Below are 19,200 nucleotides of genomic sequence, written 5' to 3' on the forward strand. Positions count from 1 at the left end.
GCCGAAATACTTGGTGATTGCTGCGGTCAGCGTCGTCTTGCCGTGGTCAACGTGGCCAATCGTGCCAATGTTGACGTGCGGTTTTGTACGCTCAAACTTTTCCTTTGCCATGATGGCCTCCTTTTTCGGAAATGAAGGGAGCCCGGGCAGCAGGCTCCCTCTATTTTTCGGTTATGCGTATTTTGCCTGGATCTCTTCCGCGATGTTCTGCGGAACCGGATCATAGTGGTCGAACTGCATGGTGAACTGGGCGCGGCCCGACGACATCGAACGCAGAGTGTTGATGTAGCCGAACATGTTGGCCAGCGGCACGAATGCGTCGATCGCAATCGCGTTGCCGCGCGGCTCTTGTCCAGACACCTGGCCCCGACGCGAAGTCAGGTCGCCGATGATACCGCCGGTGTACTCTTCCGGGGTGATCACTTCGACCTTCATGATCGGTTCCAACAGTTTCGCGCCGGCCTTTTTCAGACCTTCGCGCATGCACATCCGCGCCGCGATTTCGAACGCCAGAACGCTCGAGTCGACGTCGTGGAATTTACCGTCCAGCAGGGCAACCTTGAAGTCGATCACGGGGAAGCCGGCCAGCGGGCCGCTGTCCATGACGGACTGGATGCCTTTTTCGACACCCGGGATGTATTCCTTCGGAACGGCACCACCAACGATGCGGCTTTCGAACGAATAACCTTCGCCCGGTTCGGTCGGAGTGATCTCGAGCTTGACCTCAGCAAACTGACCCGAACCACCCGACTGTTTCTTGTGGGTGTAGGTGTGTTCGATCGGCATCGAGATGGTCTCACGATAGGCCACCTGCGGCGCACCGATGTTGGCTTCGACCTTGAACTCGCGCTTCAGACGGTCGACCAGGATGTCCAGGTGAAGTTCGCCCATGCCCTTCATGATGGTCTGACCCGATTCCAGGTCGGTTTCCACGCGGAAGGACGGGTCTTCGGCGGCCAGACGGGCCAGACCCTGAGACATCTTTTCCTGGTCGCCCTTGGTTTTGGGCTCGACCGCGATCTCGATCACCGGATCGGGGAAGGTCATGGTTTCCAGAACCACGGGATCCTTCGGATCGCACAGGGTGTCACCGGTGGTGGTGTCTTTCAGACCCGCCAGAGCGATGATGTCGCCTGCGAACGCCTCTTCGATCTCTTCCCGGTTGTTCGAGTGCATCATCATCATACGACCGATGCGCTCTTTCTTGCCTTTGGTCGAGTTCAGGATCGAGTCGCCCTTGTTCAGAACGCCCGAGTAGATCCGGGTGAAGGTCAGCGAGCCAACGAAGGGGTCGTTCATGATTTTGAACGCCAGGCCCGAGAAGGCCATGTCATCGTCAGCGCGACGCGCGATGTTGCGGACTTCTTCCTCGTCACCGGGTTTGAAGCCCATGTAGTCGACAACGTCCAGCGGGCTGGGCAGATAGTCGATCACGGCGTTGAGCAGCGGCTGAACACCTTTGTTCTTGAACGCCGAACCACCCAGAACCGGCACGAAGTGCAGCGCCAGAGTGCCCTTGCGCAGCAGTTTGCGCAGAGTCGGAATGTCGGGCTCGTTGCCTTCCAGGTATTCCATCATCGCGTCGTCGTCTTCTTCGACGGCCGCTTCGATCATCTTGCCGCGCCATTCTTCAGCCATGTCCTTCAGGCTGTCGCGGATCGGAGCTTTGACCCAGCTTGCGCCCAGGTCTTCGCCCTGCCACAGCCATTCTTCCATGGTGACCAGGTCGATCAGGCCTTCCAGCTCGTTCTCTGCACCGATCGGGATACCAACAGGGACGGCGCGCGCGCCGGTGCGGTCTTCGATCATGCGAACGCAGTTGAAGAAGTCGGCGCCGATCTTGTCCATCTTGTTGACGAAGACCATGCGCGGAACTTTGTAGCGGTCAGCCTGACGCCACACGGTTTCGGTCTGGGGTTCAACACCGGCGTTTGCGTCCAGAACGCAGACGGCACCGTCGAGAACCGCCAGCGAACGCTCGACTTCGATGGTGAAGTCAACGTGGCCGGGGGTGTCGATGATGTTCAGGCGGTGCTTGGGGGTATCGGCAGTCTGACCGTCCTCGGTGCGCTCCCAGAAGGTGGTGGTCGCAGCCGAAGTGATGGTGATGCCGCGTTCCTGCTCCTGCTCCATCCAGTCCATGGTGGCTGCACCATCGTGCACCTCACCGATGTTGTGGGATTTGCCGGTGTAATACAGGATACGCTCCGAGCAGGTGGTCTTGCCTGCATCGATGTGCGCCATGATACCGAAGTTACGGTATAGTTCGAGCGGATATTCGCGTGCCATTTGGATAAGCCTCTGGGATTACCAACGATAGTGGCTGAAGGCTTTGTTCGCCTCGGCCATCTTGTGGGTGTCTTCGCGCTTCTTAACGGCAGTACCGCGGGACTGTACGGCGTCCAGCAGTTCGCCGGCGAGGCGTTCTTCCATGGTGTTTTCGTTGCGGCCGCGCGCGGCGGTGATCAGCCAGCGGATGGCCAGAGCTTCGCGGCGCTCGGGGCGCACTTCGACCGGAACCTGGTAGGTTGCACCACCAACCCGGCGCGAGCGAACCTCGACCGACGGCTTGATGTTGTCGAGTGCTTCGTGGAACACCTCGACAGGAGCGCGTTTGATCTTGCTCTCAACGCGGTCGAAGGCGTTGTAGACGATACGCTCTGCGACCGACTTCTTGCCGTCGATCATCAGGTTGTTCATGAATTTGGTCAGGACCTTGTCGCCAAATTTGGCGTCAGGCAGGACTTCGCGTTTTTCGGCGGCGTGACGACGTGACATATCAGCCTCTCCTTCTTACTTGGGACGCTTCGCGCCGTACTTCGAACGACGTTGCTTACGGTCTTTGACGCCCTGGGTATCCAGAACACCACGCAGGATGTGGTAGCGGACACCCGGAAGGTCTTTCACACGGCCGCCACGGATCAGAACAACCGAGTGTTCTTGCAGGTTGTGGCTTTCACCCGGGATGTACGAAATGACTTCGTAACCGTTGGTCAGGCGCACCTTGGCAACCTTACGCATAGCCGAGTTCGGCTTCTTCGGCGTGGTGGTGTACACGCGGGTGCAGACGCCGCGCTTCTGCGGGCACTGCTCCAGGTGCATGGACTTCGAGCGTTTTACTTTGGGCTGCCGCGGTTTGCGGATCAGCTGTTGAATAGTTGGCATTCCGGTTTCTTCCCCGTTTTGCAACACACATGACATGCACGCGCGTTGCGTGCGGCTAACTTCGCTGCGCCAATGCGTCCACAAGCGCAAAACCCGCGAGCGTTCCCATTCCGAGGTGAACGTCGCGGTTGGTTATCAGAGGGCGCGAACTGCTAAATTGTCCGGGCCTTGACCAGTTCAATACTGAAATCGGTTTTGGGGCGGCCCCCGGTACCGAGATGACGGGCGTATAGGGGGAGTCGGCCCGACTGTCAACAGCCCCGGCAGATGCCCGCCCGCCTCGCAGCCGTGCGTCGCGGCGGATGCGACATCGGTTGCGGTGTCACATCCCTCGGGGCATAGTCCGCACTGGTGTATTCCTACCGGAAGTGAAGATGCAAGTCATTGGTCTGTGCCGTTTCTCCTACCCGGCCATCGGCGGGTTCCAGACCATGCACGAGTCGATCGAAGCGCGCCGGCGCCACTTGTACGACCCCCGACGTCTGGACGAGCGGTTCCGCCTGTTCGAGACCGGCGCCCTGCCCGCCCTGCGCGCCCAAACCGATCCGCGGTTTCAGTTTGTGATCGTGACGGGGACCTGCCTGCCTCGGGTCGCCCGTGATCGTCTGAACGACCTGACATCGGGTATGAAACAAGTGCAAATCGTCTCGCGGGAACCCGGCCGGCATCGCTCTGTCATGAAGGACGTCCTGAACCGGGCACGCTTGAACCCTGACCTGCCATGCCTGCAATTCCGCCACGATGACGACGATGCGGTTGCGGTGGATTTCGTCGAATTACTGCGCCGCGCGGTTCAGGACGCCGAAGGACTGGTACGGCGCAACAAGATGGTTGCCATCGATTTCAATCACGGCTTCCTTGCCCGGATCGACGCCAGCGGAATCCAGGCCACGCCGGTTCACCGGTCGCTGCTGGGTGTTGGTTTTGGGATGTATGTGCGCGGCGGGTGTGAGCTGACGATCATGAACTTTGCCCACCACAAGATCGGCAACTTCATGCCAGTCATCAGCCAGAACGAACCGCCGATGTGGGTGCGCAGTCTCAACGGGTTCAACGATTCACCCAACACCCGCACAAGCAAGGCCAAGCTGGAACCGTTGACCCCCGCTCTGGCAAAGCAGTTCGAAACCCGGTTTGCAATTGATCAAACGGTGGTCCGACGCGTCTATTCGGACGCCTGAAGCGCCCGCTCACGAAAGAGGGTGAACAGCCCCGCGCTGACCACCAGAGCAGCGCCCAGCATGGTGATCCGGTCGGGCCAATCTCCGAAAACCGCCCAGCCCAGACCCAAGGCCCAGATCAGGCTCGAGTATCGGAACGGTGCGACAAAGCTAACCTCGCCAACGCGCATCACCATTACGCTGAAGAGATACCCGAGCAGGACGAAAACCGCTGCCGAGGCAATCAACATCCCCGACCCGGCCGTCATCGGCACCCAACCCTGAAAAACCGAGGCAATTGCCGCACCGGTGGTAATCGTCAATGAGGTTGCCAAAGTAACGACCATCGACGGTACCTCGGGCGACATTCGGCGGGTGATCAAATCCCGAGCCGTCACGCAGATGACGGCAATCAGGGCATACATGGCATAGATGCTGAATCCGTCCGGACCCGGTCGCACGATCAGCAGCATGCCTGCAAACCCCAATGCAATGGCCATGATCCGCCGCCACCCGATCTGTTCCGAAAAGAACAGGGCCGCACCCAGGGTGACGGTCAGCGGCAGGGCCTGCAGAACCGCGGTCACATTGGCCAGCGGCATGTGCATCAAAGCCGTGAGGAAGAAGAACGTCGCCGACAATTCCGCCACGCAGCGAAAAGCCACCAACCAGCGGTCGTGCCGCCCAAACCGCAGATGCAATGCCCCCAGATGCCGCGCCAGCGCAAAAACCAGGATCGTCGCCAACAACCCACGCAGTGCCACCAACTGGAACAGTGGCACCTCCTGACCGGCCGCCTTGACCAGCGTATCGTTCACAGTGAATGCGGCCATGCTGCCCATCATCAGCAGGGCGCCTTTGACGTTCGGTGTCATTGCCATGGCCCGGTTTCAATCTGGTCCCGGCATTGGCATCTCACCTGAGCAGATTGTCAACTTGTGATCCGGCCAATTCGATTTTGTTTGGTCCGATCGCAGACCCGAGGTTCAACGGATCGTAGCTGTACCTGTTCACTTTGATGGGGCGGGTCCGCGTGTTGCGCCTACAGGTAGTTCAGCTTCTGGGTGACCCAGAACAGTATCTCTGCAAGTGGCGAAATCGGCCCGGCCTTGTCAGTCATCACAAGCGCGGTGCCCGACGCGCCGAATTGAAGTGTTTCCAGAGGTACATCGCCAAGAAGTTCGATGAGGACCGGAAAGCTAGTGATCCCGACAAGTTCGCGCATTGAAGGTAAACCGGACCGGAGATCCAGTGCGCCCTCAGACAGGGCCGGCGGAAACCCTGAAATAGTTCCCGTGATCTCGGATCCCGGCTGGGTTCGCAGCGCCACGCGGATTTCATCGCCAAGGCCGACATTGGATCGGCTGGATTGGGGCAGCGAGGCCACCAACGCGTGGTTCGTAGGATCTATGAAGGTCAATGCACCCTGGAAGGTTGTCGCGCGATTGCCCGGGCGCAGCGTGACCGCACTGACGATCCCGTCGCCCGGCGCAAAGACTTCCGTCTGCTTGAGGTTCCATTCGGCCTGCGCAAGCGCCTGTTCGGCCTCCACGACCGCCACATCCTCACCGTCGATCTGAGCTGCGATCCGGCGCTCCAGCCCCGCTTTTCGGGCTTCTGCTGCACGAATGCTTGCGGTGAGCTGTTCGATCGTTGCAACCGCTTCCTGCAGTTTGAAGGTGGTGGATGCGCCACGCTCTTCCAGTTGAACGATGTCATCCCGCCGCTGCTGCCCAAAAACAAGTTGCGCGGTCAATGAAGCGATATCGGCTTCGGCAGCCGCCAGATCCGTGGTCAATTGGTCCGCTGCAGACCGGGCGGCTTCCAGAGATGCCTCCAGCCGCGCTACCTCGAGCACGTAGAATTCGGGATCGATTCTGAACAAGAGATCGCCTTCGTTGACCTTCTGGTTCGGCTCAACGGCAACTTCGACGACCGTTCCGGAGACATTGGGCACAATGCTGGTTTGAACGCCCAGAACCGACACAGGCCCCGTAGGCGCCGTGTGGGTCAGAGCGCCTATGACAACCAACGCGACGACGGCGGCCCCACCGTATGACACGGTCTTCCAGAAGCCATTCCAAGGCAGCAGGCTGAACTTGGAAAAGACCATCCAAATCACGCCAAAATACAATCCAAGGACTATGAGCATCCGATCAAGACCCGTGTTGAGTTCCAAACAGTGATGACGGGAGCAATTCCATTACCACATTCTGATTTTTGAGTATGCAGCAGTTCCATTTGAAATCACAGTGTTTGGATCGAACCCTGGCCGCTTCCGGCACCGGCCGAAACAAAAAAGGCCCCGCGGAACCGCAGGGCCTTTCTGAGTTTCTCGTCGCCGATATTATTCGCGGCTTTCCGGAGTTTCCACCAGCGAGTCCAGCTCATCGCCGACCATGTCATCATCCATCATCGGAGCGGCCAGCGCGGCTGCGGCCTCGGCCTCTTCGCGACGTGCCTCAATGACGACATTGTCACGCTGCTGCGCGATCTGGCGGACACGCTGTGTCGCACCACCGGTACCGGCCGGGATCAGACGGCCGACGATGACGTTCTCTTTCAGGCCAACCAGCTTGTCCTTCTTGCCCTGAACCGAAGCTTCGGTCAGCACGCGGGTGGTTTCCTGGAACGACGCCGCCGAGATGAACGAACGCGTTTGCAGCGATGCCTTGGTGATCCCCAGAAGGATCGGCTCGCCCTGGGCCGGACGACCACCGCGGGCGATGGTCTTTTCGTTGGCCGCGTCGAACTCCTGCTTGTCGACATGTTCACCCTTCAGCAAGGTGGTGTCGCCCGAGTCCAGGATCTCCCACTTCTGCAGCATCTGGCGCACGATGACCTCGATGTGCTTGTCGTTGATCTTCACGCCCTGCAGGCGGTAGACCTCTTGCACCTCGTTGATCATGTAATCGGCCAGCGCCTCGACACCCATGATCGACAGGATGTCGTGCGGAGCAGGGTTGCCGTCCATGATGTAGTCACCCTTCTGCACGAAGTCGCCTTCCTGCACCGGGATGTGCTTGCCCTTGGGCACCATGTACTCGATCGTCTCCAGCGACTCATCGACCGGCTCGATGCTGATGCGGCGCTTGTTCTTGTAGTCGCGGCCAAAGCGCACGTAACCATCGGCTTCCGCGATGATTGCGTGATCTTTCGGACGACGCGCTTCGAACAGTTCGGCCACACGCGGCAGACCACCGGTGATGTCCTTGGTCTTGGCGCCTTCACGCGGGATACGCGCAACAACGTCACCGGCTTCGATCTTCTGACCGTCTTCGACCGACAGGATCGCGTCCACAGACATCGGATAGTGAACCGGGTTGCCCGCATCGTTGCGGACCGGCTCGCCGTTGTCGTCCACTAGAATAATCTCGGGCTTCAGATCGCTGCCTTTAGGGGCCGCGCGCCAGTCGATCACGATCTTCTGGGTCATGCCGGTTGCATCGTCGGTCTCGTCGCGGACAGCAATGCCCGAAACCAGGTCGACGTATTTTGCGGTACCGGCTTTCTCGGCAATGATCGGCAGGGTGTAGGGGTCCCACTCGAACAGCTTGTCGCCGCGCTTGACCTTGGTGCCTTCCTTGACGAACAGCTTCGAACCGTAGCCCAGCTTGAAGCTGGCGCGCTCTTCGCCGTGCTCATCCTTGATCACCAGCTTCATGTTCCGGCCCATGACCAGACTTTCGCCGGCGGCATTGACCAGAATCTGCGGGTTCTCAAAGGCAACGACACCGTCCTGGTTCGCTTCCTGGAACGACTGCTGACCACCTTGCGCAACACCACCGATGTGGAAGGTCCGCATCGTCAGCTGCGTACCCGGTTCACCGATCGACTGCGCGGCGATGATGCCGACAGCCTCACCGGTGTTCACCATGGTCCCGCGTGCAAGGTCACGACCGTAGCAGGTTGCACAGACACCTTCCTCGGACTCACAGGTCAGAGGTGAGCGGATGCGCATCGAGGCAACACCGGCCTCGTCGATCGTATCGGCCATGCGTTCGTCGATCAGCTGTCCGGCGGCGACGATGACCTCGTCGGTTCCCGGACGCAGAACGTCATCTGCGGCCACACGGCCCAGAACGCGTTCCGCCAGCGATGCGACGACTTCACCGTCATTGACCGCAGCTTCGGCCGTGATCGCACGGTCGGTTCCACAATCAACCTCGCGCACGATGCAATCCTGCGCCACGTCAACAAGACGACGGGTCAGGTAGCCCGAGTTCGCCGTCTTCAGAGCGGTATCCGACAGACCCTTACGGGCACCGTGGGTTGAGTTGAAGTATTCAAGAACGGTCAGACCTTCCTTGAAGTTCGAGATGATCGGCGTCTCGATGATGTCGCCGTTCGGCTTGGCCATCAGGCCGCGCATGCCGCCCAGCTGCTTCATCTGGGTCACCGAGCCACGCGCACCGGAGTGCGCCATCATGTAGACCGAGTTCGGCTCTTTGTCAGCGCCGCCCTCATCCTTGGCCACGGCCGAGATGGTGCGCATCATGGCTTCGGTTACGCGGTCGTTACACTTCGACCAGGCATCGACAACCTTGTTGTACTTTTCGCCCTGAGTGATCAGGCCGTCCATGTACTGCTGTTCGAAGTCTTTCACCTGTTCGCGGGTTTCGTCCACGATGCCCCACTTGTCCTCGGGGATCACCATGTCGTCCTTGCCGAACGAGATACCGGCCTTGAAAGCTTCCTTGAAGCCCATCGACATGATCTGGTCGCAGAAAATCACCGACTCTTTCTGACCGCAGTAGCGGTAGACGGTGTCGATCACCTGCTGCACTTCTTTCTTCCGCAACAGGCGGTTGACCAGTTCAAACGGTGCCTTGTTGTTCTTGGGCAGCAGAGCCCCCAAGCGAACACGGCCCGGCGTGGTTTCAAAACGCTTCTGAACCTCGTTGCCTTCTTCGTCGATCTGGGTGATCCGCGCGGTGATTTTCGAGTGCAGGTGCACCTCGCCCGCGTCCAGCGCGTGCTGGACTTCGTCGATCGAACCAAAGACCTTGCCTTCGCCGGGCATGCCTTCGCGTTCCAGGGTCACGTAGTAGAGACCCAGGATCATGTCCTGCGACGGAACGATGATCGGAGCGCCGTTTGCAGGCGACAGAACGTTGTTCGTCGACATCATCAGAACACGCGCTTCCAGCTGCGCCTCAAGGCTCAGCGGGACGTGAACGGCCATCTGGTCACCGTCGAAGTCGGCGTTGAAGGCCGAACAGACCAGCGGGTGCAGCTGGATGGCTTTACCTTCGATCAGGACCGGCTCGAACGCCTGAATGCCAAGACGGTGCAGTGTCGGCGCACGGTTCAACATGACTGGGTGTTCGCGGATCACCTCGTCGAGGATATCCCACACTTCGGGACGCTCTTTCTCGACCAGCTTCTTCGCCTGCTTCACGGTCGAAGACAGACCCTTGGCTTCAAGGCGCGAGTAGATGAACGGCTTGAACAATTCCAGCGCCATCTTCTTGGGCAGACCACACTGGTGCAGCTTGAGTTCCGGACCGGTCACGATGACCGAACGGCCCGAGAAGTCGACGCGCTTGCCCAGAAGGTTCTGACGGAAGCGGCCCTGCTTGCCTTTCAGCATGTCCGACAGCGATTTCAGCGGACGCTTGTTGGCGCCGGTGATCACGCGGCCACGACGGCCGTTGTCAAACAGAGCATCAACAGATTCCTGCAGCATCCGCTTTTCGTTGCGGACGATGATGTCAGGTGCACGCAGTTCGATCAGGCGCTTCAGACGGTTGTTCCGGTTGATGACACGGCGATACAGATCGTTCAGATCCGAAGTCGCAAAACGGCCACCATCCAGCGGAACCAGCGGACGCAGTTCCGGCGGAATGACCGGAATCACGGTCATCACCATCCACTCGGGCCGGTTGCCGGACTCGAGGAAGGATTCAACAACCTTCAGACGCTTGATGATCTTCTTGGGCTTCAGCTCGCCGGTGGCTTCGGCCAGATCAGCGCGCAGTTGCTCGGCTTCGGCTTCCAGATCGATCTGAGCCAGCATCTCACGGATGGCTTCGGCACCGATATTCGCGGTGAACGCGTCCATGCCATAGGCATCCTGCGCGTCCATGTACTCTTCTTCGGTCAGCATCTGGCCGTAGGTCAGGTCCGTCAGACCGGGCTCGATGACGACGTAGTTTTCAAAGTACAGAACCCGTTCCAGATCGCGCAGCGTCATGTCCAGCATCAGACCGATGCGGGACGGCAGCGATTTCAGGAACCAGATATGCGCGACGGGCGCGGCCAGTTCGATGTGGCCCATACGCTCGCGGCGGACCTTCTGTAGGGTGACTTCCACACCGCATTTCTCGCAGACGACGCCGCGATACTTCATCCGCTTATACTTGCCGCACAGACATTCGTAGTCTTTGATCGGGCCAAAGATACGGGCGCAGAACAGGCCGTCACGTTCGGGCTTGAACGTCCGGTAATTGATGGTTTCGGGTTTCTTGATCTCGCCATAGGACCAAGACAGGATCCGCTCGGGCGACGCCAGCGAGACCTTGATCTCGTCGAAGACCTTCGGGGGCGTCAGCGGGTTGAACGGGTTGTTGGTGATTTCCTGGTTCATTTGTTACCTCAAATCTTGCGGAAGGGGGGACGGGAGAAAGGGCAGCGCCCTTACTCCTCAACCTCCGCATCCAGGAGTTCCATATTCAGGCCGAGGCCACGGACTTCTTTAACCAGAACGTTGAACGATTCCGGTACGCCCGCCTCGAAGTTATCCTCGCCCTTGACGATCGACTCATAGACCTTGGTCCGACCGGCGACGTCATCCGATTTCACGGTGAGCATCTCCTGCAGGGTGTAGGCGGCGCCGTAAGCTTCCAGAGCCCAGACCTCCATCTCACCAAAGCGCTGACCACCGAACTGCGCCTTGCCGCCCAGCGGCTGCTGGGTCACCAGGCTGTACGGCCCGGTCGAACGCGCGTGGATCTTGTCGTCCACCAGGTGGTGCAGTTTCAGCAGGTACTTGATGCCTACGGTCACCGGACGCGCGAACTGCTCGCCGGTGCGACCGTCGAACAGGATCGACTGACCGCTTTCCGAGAAACCGGCGCGGATCAGCGCGTCGTTGACGTCGGCCTCTTTGGCGCCGTCAAAGACCGGGGTTGCGATCGGAACACCGCGGGTCACGTTGCTGGCCGCTTCGATCAGCTGATCCTCGTCCATGCCGCTGATGCCCTCTTCGTAGACATCCTCGCCATAGGCGTGTTTCATCGCGTCACGGACCGGCGTCAGGTCGCCCGAGCGGCGGTATTCTTGCAGCGCCTCGTCGATCTTCAGACCCAGACCGCGCGCGGCCCAACCCATGTGGGTTTCAAGGATCTGACCGACGTTCATACGCGACGGCACGCCCAGAGGGTTCAGACAGAAGTCGACCGGAGTACCATCCGCAAGGAACGGCATGTCCTCCATCGGCACGACCTTCGAGATCACACCCTTGTTCCCGTGACGGCCGGCCATCTTGTCGCCCGGCTGCAGCTTGCGCTTCACGGCGATGAAGACCTTGACCATCTTCATCACGCCCGGCGGCAGGTCGTCGCCACGGCGGACCTTCTCGACCTTGTCCTCGAAACGGGCATCCAGGGCGCGCTTCTGCACCTCATACTGCTCGTTCAGAGCTTCGACGATCTGAGCGTCCTTCTCGTCTTCCAGCGCCAGCTGCCACCACTGACCGCGGGTAAGCGATTCGAGCAGCTCTTCGGTGATCTCCGACCCCGCCTTGACGCCTTTCGGCCCCTTGACGGCGGTTTTGCCCAGGATCATCGACTTGAGACGCGCATAGATGTTGCGGTCGAGGATCGCCAGTTCGTCGTCCCGGTCACGGGCCAGACGTTCGACTTCCTCACGCTCGATCTGCAGCGCACGCTCGTCTTTCTCGACGCCGTGACGGTTGAAGACGCGGACTTCGACGACCGTACCGTAATCGCCCGGTTTCACGCGCAGCGAGGTATCGCGCACGTCAGATGCCTTTTCACCAAAGATGGCGCGCAGCAGCTTTTCTTCCGGGGTCATCGGGCTTTCGCCCTTCGGAGTGATCTTGCCGACCAGAATATCGCCCGGCTCAACATCCGCACCGATGTAAACGATGCCCGCCTCGTCGAGGTTGCGCAGCGCTTCTTCACCGACGTTCGGGATGTCGCGGGTGATCTCTTCCGGACCCAGCTTGGTGTCACGGGCGGCGACTTCGAATTCCTCGATATGGACCGAGGTAAAGACGTCGTCACGTGCGATACGTTCCGAGATCAGGATCGAGTCTTCGTAGTTGTAACCGTTCCACGGCATGAACGCGACGACCACGTTCTTACCCAAGGCCAGTTCACCCATATCGGTCGACGGACCATCGGCAATGACTTCGCCCTTCTGGACGGTGTCACCCACCTTGATCAGCGGACGCTGGTTAATGCAGGTGTTCTGGTTCGACCGCTGGAATTTGCGCAGACGATAGATGTCAACGCCAGCGTCGCCCAGTTCCAGATCTTCGGTGGCACGGATAACGATACGCTGGGCATCGACCTGGTCGATGATACCGGCACGCTTCGCCTGGATCGCAGCACCCGAGTCGATCGCAACCTTTTCCTCGATCCCGGTACCGACCAGCGGTGCCTCGGCCCGCAGCAGCGGAACCGCCTGACGTTGCATGTTCGAGCCCATCAGAGCCCGGTTGGCGTCGTCATTTTCAAGGAACGGGATCAGCGAGGCCGCAACCGAGACCAGCTGCTTCGGCGACACGTCGATCAAGTCAACATTCTCGCGCGGGGCAAGCGTGTAGTCACCGGCCTGACGGGTCGAGACCAGATCGTTGATGAACTTGCCATCCGTATCCAGCGTCGCGTTGGCCTGCGCCACGGTGTGACGCATTTCCTCGGTCGCGGACATATAGTGGACCTCGTCGGTCACCTGCCCGTCTTTCACGACGCGATAGGGGGTTTCGATGAAACCGTACTTGTTCACGCGGGCAAAGGTGGCCAGCGAGTTGATCAGACCAATGTTCGGACCTTCCGGCGTTTCGATCGGGCACATCCGGCCATAGTGGGTCGGGTGCACGTCGCGCACCTCAAAGCCCGCACGCTCGCGCGTCAGACCACCCGGGCCAAGCGCCGACAGGCGGCGTTTGTGGGTGACTTCCGACAGCGGGTTGGTCTGGTCCATGAACTGCGACAGCTGCGAACTGCCGAAGAATTCACGCACGGCGGCCGCCGCCGGTTTCGCGTTGATCAGGTCCTGCGGCATGACGGTGTCGATCTCGACCGACGACATACGCTCTTTGATGGCGCGTTCCATGCGCAGCAGGCCGACGCGGTACTGGTTTTCCATCAGTTCGCCGACCGAGCGCACACGACGGTTGCCCAGGTGGTCGATATCGTCGATGTCACCTTTGCCATCACGCAGTTCGACCAGCGCTTTGATGCAGGCCACGATGTCTTCGCGTCGCAAGGTGCGCAGCGTGTCCGGCGCATCCAGAGCCAGGCGCATGTTCATCTTCACGCGGCCAACGGCCGACAGGTCATAGCGCTCGCTGTCGAAGAACAGGGTGTCGAACAGAGCCGACGCAGCCTCGACGGTGGGCGGCTCGCCCGGGCGCATGACGCGGTAGATGTCCATCAGCGCGCTTTCGCGGCCCATGTTCTTGTCCTGCGCCATGGTGTTGCGGATGTACGGACCGACGTTGATGTTGTCGATGTCCAGAACCGGAATATCGGTGATGCCGGCATCGATCAGCTCCTTCACGGTGCCGCCGATCAGCTCGCCATCCTTGTCATATTCCAGCGTCAGCTCATCACCGGCTTCGACATAGATCGCACCGGTTTCTTCGTTGATGATGTCCTTGGCGACGAACTTGCCGACGATGTGGTCGAACGGCACCAGAAGATCGGTGACCTTGCCCTCGTCAATCAGCTGCTTGACCGCGCGCGGGGTGACCTTCTTGCCGGCTTCGGCAATCACTTCACCGCTTTTTGCGTCGATCAGGTCATAGGTGGGACGGGTGCCGCGCACACGTTCGGGGAAGAACGGGGTGACCCAGCCCTTCTTCTTGTTCAGCTTGTAGGACACGGTGTCGTAATACGCGTCCATGATCGCCTCCTGGTCCAGGCCCAGGGCATAGAGCAGCGTGGTCACCGGCAGTTTGCGGCGACGGTCGATGCGGGCGTAGACGATGTCCTTGGCGTCGAACTCGAAGTCCAGCCAGCTGCCGCGGTACGGGATAATGCGGCAGGCAAACAGCAGCTTGCCCGAGGAGTGAGTCTTGCCCTTGTCGTGGTCGAAGAACACACCGGGCGACCGGTGCATCTGGGACACGATCACGCGCTCGGTGCCGTTCACGATGAAGGTGCCGTTCGGCGTCATCAGGGGCATGTCGCCCATGAACACGTCCTGTTCCTTGATGTCCTTGACCGATTTGGCCCCGGTGTCTTCGTCGACATCAAACACGATCAGGCGCAGAGTGACCTTCAGCGGCGCGCTGTAGGTCATATCGCGCTGCATGCACTCTTCAACGTCGTATTTCGGCTTTTCCAGCTCGTATTTCACGAATTCCAGCACGGAAGTTTCGTTGAAATCCTTGATCGGAAAGACCGATTGGAACACGCCATTGATACCTTCGCCGTCGGTCGGCTGGTCGGCATCGCCAGAGCGCAGGAATAGATCATAGGAGGATTTCTGGACCTCGATGAGGTTCGGCATTTCCAGGACTTCGCGGATTTTGCCGTAGTATTTCCGAAGACGTTTCTGGCCAAGGAACGATTGAGCCATGTCAGATGTCACCTTTCGATGTTCTCAGCGGGCAAAAACACCGTCGGGCCCCGGCGCCTTGCACATACGAGACGACACGTCCGGATCAATTCGTGGCCACCGTCCCGAATGGTAGCCTCCCGATCCGCGAACCGCGTCTTAGAAAACGCCCCAGCACATGAGGCCCTTTCTAAGACAGGTTCGGCTGGACCCGGATTTCTCCGGGCCCAGCCAAGTTCCACGGCGCATCCGCGATGCACCGAAAGACAGGCTTAGGCCAGCTCGACCTCGGCGCCAGCTGCTTCCAGCTTGCCCTTGATCTCTTCGGCTTCTGCCTTGTCCACGCCTTCTTTGATCTTGCCGCCGGCTTCGACCAGTTCCTTGGCTTCTTTCAGGCCCAGGCCGGTGATGCCGCGAACTTCTTTGATGACGTTGATTTTCGAAGCGCCGGCGTTCTTCAGAACGACGTCGAATTCGGTTTTCTCTTCCTCAGCTGCACCGCCGGCATCGCCAGCTGCGCCTGCGACCATGACGGCGCCGCCAGCTGCGGGCTCGATGCCGTACTCGTCCTTGAGGATGGTTTTCAGTTCTTGTGCTTCCAGCAGGGTCAGACCAACGATCTCTTCTGCCAGTTTCTTCAGATCAGCCATTGTATCAGCTCTTTCCGTTTACAGTGTGTGTTCCAACGTCAGGGCATGTGCCCCACGCAGATCATTCAGTGCCAACCGCTTACGCAGCTTCCGCCTTCTCTTCGATGGTGGAAAGGATGCTTGCGATGTTGCTTGCAGGTGCGCCAATTGCACCGGCGATGTTCGAAGCAGGCGCGCCGATGCAGCCCACGATCGAAGCAATAAGCTCTTCACGCGACGGCATTTTCGACACGGCTGTGACACCAGCCCGGTCCAGAGCGTTCTCGCCCATTGCACCGCCAAGGATCTCGAACTTCTGGTTCTCCTTGGCGAAGTCCTCGGCCACCTTGGCTGCTGCCACGGGGTCCTCGGAATAGGTCAGAACAGTCATACCCGTCAGCAGGTCAGCAATGCTCGCACATGGCTTACCGTCGAGGGCGATTTTGGCGAGCCTGTTCTTGGCAACACGCACGGAGCCGCCCGCGTCACGAGCACGTGCGCGAAGGTCCTGCATCTCGGCAACTGTCAGACCGGCGTAGTGAGCAACCACTACGACGCCAGAGCTTTCGAAGATTTGGCCGAGTTCCTCGACCACTTTCTCTTTCTGGGCTCTATCCACAGTTCTCTCCAAGTTAGGGGCGATATTTCACCCCGGCTCATATTTGCCGAGGGCTGCGCCCCGGCGTTCAGGTCCGTTGTTACGGGATTGGCCAAAATGCGCCCGAGGGTCAGGACCCTCGAAATTCTTTGGTCTTACCCGTCTCAGGCAGGGAATTAAGGGGCCGGAAGGACCCACCCACCGTCTTGGACGAAACGAAATAAAGCGCACGACGAATCGCACGCTTTATTCCGCAGCCCTCTTTAGGGCAGATGGCCGGGGTTTCCAAGGGGTAAATTGGCCCGAACCCCAAGCCGGTAGACAATGACCGCAAACCCGAACAGGATCAACGGATGATCAAGTTGAAATCCATTTCCAAGCCGCAATTCCTGTTTCGTCAGATTTCTCGCCAATTATGGGTTCGAACCAGCCTGATCGCCGCTCTCGCCGTGGTCAGCGCGGGGATTGGCACCTACCTCGGCGGCTTCGTCCCCGACTTTCTCGCACAACGGCTGAGCACCGAGGCCGTGGCAAAGATCCTCGGCATTCTGGCGTCGTCCATGCTGGCGGTCACGACCTTTTCGCTGTCGATCATGGTCGCGGCACAGCGATGGGCCTCGAACCAGTCCTCCCCGCGCGCCCAGCAGGTGATCGAAGAAGACAGTGTCTCGCAAAATGTGCTGGCCACGTTTCTCGGCGCATTCATCTTCGCGCTCGTATCGCTGATCCTTGTCGAAACCGGGGTTTACACCCAGCAATCCATCGCCGTTGCGCTCGCGTTCACCTTGGTGGTGATCTTTTTGGTGACGCTGGCGCTCTTGCTCTGGATCGACCAATTGCCCAGCTATGGCAGCATCTCCGAAACGGCACGCAAGATCGAAAACAACGCCAGGGACACCATGGCCCGAGCCATGGAACTGCCGTGCCTCGGCGCCGTTCCGTATCATGCCGCCGCGGATGTTCCGCAAACCGGTCACGACGTGCGGGCCAGTTCGACAGGGAACGTGCGCCACGTGGATGTCGGTATGCTGAATTCCTGCGCCGAAGAGAATGACTGCGAAATCTGGATCATGGCGCTGCCGGGGCAGTTCGTGACCGAAGGCCAACCCCTGGCCAGAGCGACCCGGAAAATGGATGGCGAAACCATCCGGGAAGCCTTCGTGATCGGGACCGAGCGCAGCTTCAATCAAGACCCCCGCTTTGGCATTCAAACCCTGTCCGAAATCGCGCAGCGCGCGCTCTCACCGGGTATCAACGACCCGATGACTGCAATTCAGATGGTCGAGAGGTTGCTGCGGGTTCTCCTCCCACTTGGCTCGCGGCCCACCCAGCCCGCCGACCCGCAATTCCCGAGAATCCATGCCCCCGAGATCGCGATCGACACATTCCTGCGTGACGCTTATGCGGCCATTTCCCGGGATGCCGGTGACAAGGTCGAAGTCCACGAGGCCATTCTCAGCGCGCTGACCCGACTGACGCAGACTCAAGACGGTGCAATGACAACCGCGGCCCACGCGGCTGCGAACCAGGCATTGACCGTTGCCGAGCGCGACCTCAGGCTGGAGGCCGACAAGGCACGCGTGCGCGAAATACCCAATCAGGTCACAGTCGAACCTGCTATCTGAGAGCAAAGGAAAACCCCGGGCAGCATGACCGCCCGGGGTTCGAATTTCCGAAAGAAAGTGTCAGCTTATTCGCCCGAAGCTTGCGCCACATCCACGGTCACGCCGGGGCCCATGGTCGAGCTCAGCGCGATTTTCTTCATATAGGTGCCCTTGGCGCCCGACGGCTTCGCCTTGGCAACGGCCGAGATGAAGGCGCGGACGTTTTCCGCCAGCTTGGCTTCGTCGAACGACGCCTTGCCAACGCCTGCGTGTACGACACCACCTTTTTCCGCTTTGAACTGAACTTCACCGCCCTTGGCTGCTTCCACGGCCGCTTTCACGTCCATGGTCACGGTGCCGACCTTGGGGTTTGGCATCAGGTTGCGGGGGCCCAGAACCTTACCCAGACGACCGACGATCGGCATCATGTCCGGGGTTGCGATGCAACGGTCAAAGTCGATGTTGCCGGCCTGGATGCTTTCCATCAGGTCCTCGGCGCCGACGATGTCCGCACCGGCTTCTTTCGCCTCGTCAGCCTTGGGGCCGCGCGCGAAGACAGCAACGCGCATGTCCTTGCCGGTGCCGTTCGGCAGACCGACGACACCGCGCACCATCTGGTCTGCGTGACGGGTGTCGACGCCCAGGTTCATGGCGATTTCGATGGTTTCGTCAAACTTCGACGTTGCGTTGGCCTTGACCAGTGCAACTGCCTCTTCGACCGACAGGTTTTCCTTGCCGGCGACGGCTTCGCGCGCTGCGCGGGTACGTTTACCGAGTTTTGCCATCTTACTTCACCTCGATGCCCATGGAACGGGCCGAGCCCAGGATGATCTTCATTGCGCCTTCGACGTCGTTGGCGTTCAGATCCTTCATTTTGGCTTCGGCGATCTCGCGCACCTGCTTGGTGGTCACGGTTGCCACGGTCTCACGGCCGGGGTTCTCCGCGCCACGGGGGCGGTTACGCTTGCCGACCGGCTTCAGACCGGCCGCCTTCTTCAGGTAGTAAGACGCGGGCGGCGTCTTGATGTCCATGGTGAAGGACTTGTCCTGATAGTAGGTGATCACGGTCGGGCACGGAGCGCCGGGCTCCATGTCTGCGGTCTTGGCGTTGAACGCCTTGCAGAATTCCATGATGTTGATGCCGCGCTGACCCAGCGCCGGACCAACTGGCGGCGACGGGTTCGCCTGACCTGCAGGAACCTGCAGCTTCATCGTACCAGCAAGCTTCTTGGCCATTTGGTTTTCCTTTCAACGTGAATGGGACGCGTCCCATCCGGTTTTATGTTGCG

Annotated in this window: 14 protein-coding genes; 2 read left to right on the top strand and 12 right to left on the bottom strand. The window is 59.8% G+C overall.

Going from position 1 to position 19,200, the window contains the following annotated elements:
• From ACR0BA_RS10695 to rpsL, 4 genes are all read right to left on the bottom strand, one after another.
• Positions 1-111 (bottom strand): GTP-binding protein (locus ACR0BA_RS10695; RefSeq protein ID WP_170744588.1); only part of this gene is annotated, 111 nt, incomplete at its 3' end.
• A 60-nt stretch (positions 112-171) separates the two neighbouring features.
• The gene (gene fusA / locus ACR0BA_RS10700; protein WP_170360942.1) at positions 172-2,289 is read right to left on the bottom strand and encodes an elongation factor G; all 2,118 of its coding nucleotides are present in this window, start codon (positions 2,287-2,289) and stop codon (positions 172-174) included.
• Positions 2,290-2,307: 18 nt separating this feature from the next.
• Positions 2,308-2,778 (bottom strand): 30S ribosomal protein S7, encoded by a 471-nt coding sequence (rpsG, locus tag ACR0BA_RS10705; protein ID WP_093964348.1) that lies wholly within the window; start codon positions 2,776-2,778, stop codon positions 2,308-2,310.
• Positions 2,779-2,793: 15 nt separating this feature from the next.
• Positions 2,794-3,165: a 30S ribosomal protein S12 gene (gene rpsL, locus ACR0BA_RS10710; RefSeq protein WP_005980675.1), complete on the bottom strand. Its 372-nt coding sequence runs from the start codon at positions 3,163-3,165 to the stop codon at positions 2,794-2,796.
• A 374-nt stretch (positions 3,166-3,539) separates the two neighbouring features.
• Here rpsL and ACR0BA_RS10715 point away from each other — a divergent pair, with 374 nt between their 5' ends.
• Positions 3,540-4,346, top strand: a complete 807-nt coding sequence (locus ACR0BA_RS10715) for a putative rhamnosyl transferase (protein WP_480727895.1) — start codon at positions 3,540-3,542, stop codon at positions 4,344-4,346.
• Here the strand turns inward: ACR0BA_RS10715 and ACR0BA_RS10720 are convergent.
• The 6 genes from ACR0BA_RS10720 to rplJ all read right to left on the bottom strand — a co-directional run bounded on the left by ACR0BA_RS10720 (position 4,331) and on the right by rplJ (position 16,328).
• Positions 4,331-5,200, bottom strand: coding sequence for a DMT family transporter (locus ACR0BA_RS10720; RefSeq protein ID WP_093964424.1), 870 nt, complete (start codon positions 5,198-5,200; stop codon positions 4,331-4,333). The genes ACR0BA_RS10715 and ACR0BA_RS10720 overlap by 16 nt on opposite strands.
• Before the next feature lie 167 nt (positions 5,201-5,367).
• Positions 5,368-6,438 (bottom strand): HlyD family secretion protein, encoded by a 1,071-nt coding sequence (locus tag ACR0BA_RS10725; RefSeq protein WP_480727897.1) that lies wholly within the window; start codon positions 6,436-6,438, stop codon positions 5,368-5,370.
• Between the two features lie 234 nt (positions 6,439-6,672).
• Positions 6,673-10,914: a DNA-directed RNA polymerase subunit beta' gene (gene rpoC, locus ACR0BA_RS10730; protein WP_170391105.1), complete on the bottom strand. Its 4,242-nt coding sequence runs from the start codon at positions 10,912-10,914 to the stop codon at positions 6,673-6,675.
• Positions 10,915-10,964: 50 nt separating this feature from the next.
• Positions 10,965-15,101: a DNA-directed RNA polymerase subunit beta gene (gene rpoB, locus ACR0BA_RS10735; RefSeq protein WP_093964344.1), complete on the bottom strand. Its 4,137-nt coding sequence runs from the start codon at positions 15,099-15,101 to the stop codon at positions 10,965-10,967.
• Positions 15,102-15,352: 251 nt separating this feature from the next.
• Entirely contained in the window at positions 15,353-15,730 is a 378-nt protein-coding gene (gene rplL / locus ACR0BA_RS10740) for a 50S ribosomal protein L7/L12 (protein ID WP_093964343.1), read from the bottom strand.
• Positions 15,731-15,809: 79 nt separating this feature from the next.
• On the bottom strand, positions 15,810-16,328 hold the full coding sequence (gene rplJ, locus ACR0BA_RS10745) for a 50S ribosomal protein L10 (RefSeq protein ID WP_093964423.1): 519 nt from the start codon (positions 16,326-16,328) through the stop codon (positions 15,810-15,812).
• Positions 16,329-16,660: 332 nt separating this feature from the next.
• Here rplJ and ACR0BA_RS10750 point away from each other — a divergent pair, with 332 nt between their 5' ends.
• Positions 16,661-17,932, top strand: coding sequence for a DUF2254 domain-containing protein (locus ACR0BA_RS10750; RefSeq protein WP_480727899.1), 1,272 nt, complete (start codon positions 16,661-16,663; stop codon positions 17,930-17,932).
• Positions 17,933-17,997: 65 nt separating this feature from the next.
• Here ACR0BA_RS10750 and rplA read toward each other — a convergent pair whose 3' ends face one another.
• Positions 17,998-18,696: a 50S ribosomal protein L1 gene (gene rplA, locus ACR0BA_RS10755; RefSeq protein WP_093964341.1), complete on the bottom strand. Its 699-nt coding sequence runs from the start codon at positions 18,694-18,696 to the stop codon at positions 17,998-18,000.
• Position 18,697: 1 nt separating this feature from the next.
• Positions 18,698-19,147: a 50S ribosomal protein L11 gene (gene rplK, locus ACR0BA_RS10760; protein ID WP_093964340.1), complete on the bottom strand. Its 450-nt coding sequence runs from the start codon at positions 19,145-19,147 to the stop codon at positions 18,698-18,700.
• Positions 19,148-19,200 lie beyond the last annotated feature (53 nt).

Source organism: Ruegeria sp. CI5 (genome assembly GCF_056536885.1).

Bases quoted from the DNA above. Each gene is read 5' to 3' on its own strand.
- fusA (WP_170360942.1), bottom strand. From the start codon at position 2,289: ATGGCACGCGAATATCCGCTCGAACTATACCGTAACTTCGGTATCATG.
- ACR0BA_RS10750 (WP_480727899.1), top strand. From the start codon at position 16,661: ATGATCAAGTTGAAATCCATTTCCAAGCCGCAATTCCTGTTTCGTCAG.
- rpoB (WP_093964344.1), bottom strand. From the start codon at position 15,101: ATGGCTCAATCGTTCCTTGGCCAGAAACGTCTTCGGAAATACTACGGC.
- rpoC (WP_170391105.1), bottom strand. From the start codon at position 10,914: ATGAACCAGGAAATCACCAACAACCCGTTCAACCCGCTGACGCCCCCG.
- rplK (WP_093964340.1), bottom strand. From the start codon at position 19,147: ATGGCCAAGAAGCTTGCTGGTACGATGAAGCTGCAGGTTCCTGCAGGT.
- ACR0BA_RS10720 (WP_093964424.1), bottom strand. From the start codon at position 5,200: ATGACACCGAACGTCAAAGGCGCCCTGCTGATGATGGGCAGCATGGCC.
- rplL (WP_093964343.1), bottom strand. From the start codon at position 15,730: ATGGCTGATCTGAAGAAACTGGCAGAAGAGATCGTTGGTCTGACCCTG.
- ACR0BA_RS10725 (WP_480727897.1), bottom strand. From the start codon at position 6,438: ATGGTCTTTTCCAAGTTCAGCCTGCTGCCTTGGAATGGCTTCTGGAAG.
- rpsL (WP_005980675.1), bottom strand. From the start codon at position 3,165: ATGCCAACTATTCAACAGCTGATCCGCAAACCGCGGCAGCCCAAAGTA.
- rplA (WP_093964341.1), bottom strand. From the start codon at position 18,696: ATGGCAAAACTCGGTAAACGTACCCGCGCAGCGCGCGAAGCCGTCGCC.
- rpsG (WP_093964348.1), bottom strand. From the start codon at position 2,778: ATGTCACGTCGTCACGCCGCCGAAAAACGCGAAGTCCTGCCTGACGCC.
- ACR0BA_RS10715 (WP_480727895.1), top strand. From the start codon at position 3,540: ATGCAAGTCATTGGTCTGTGCCGTTTCTCCTACCCGGCCATCGGCGGG.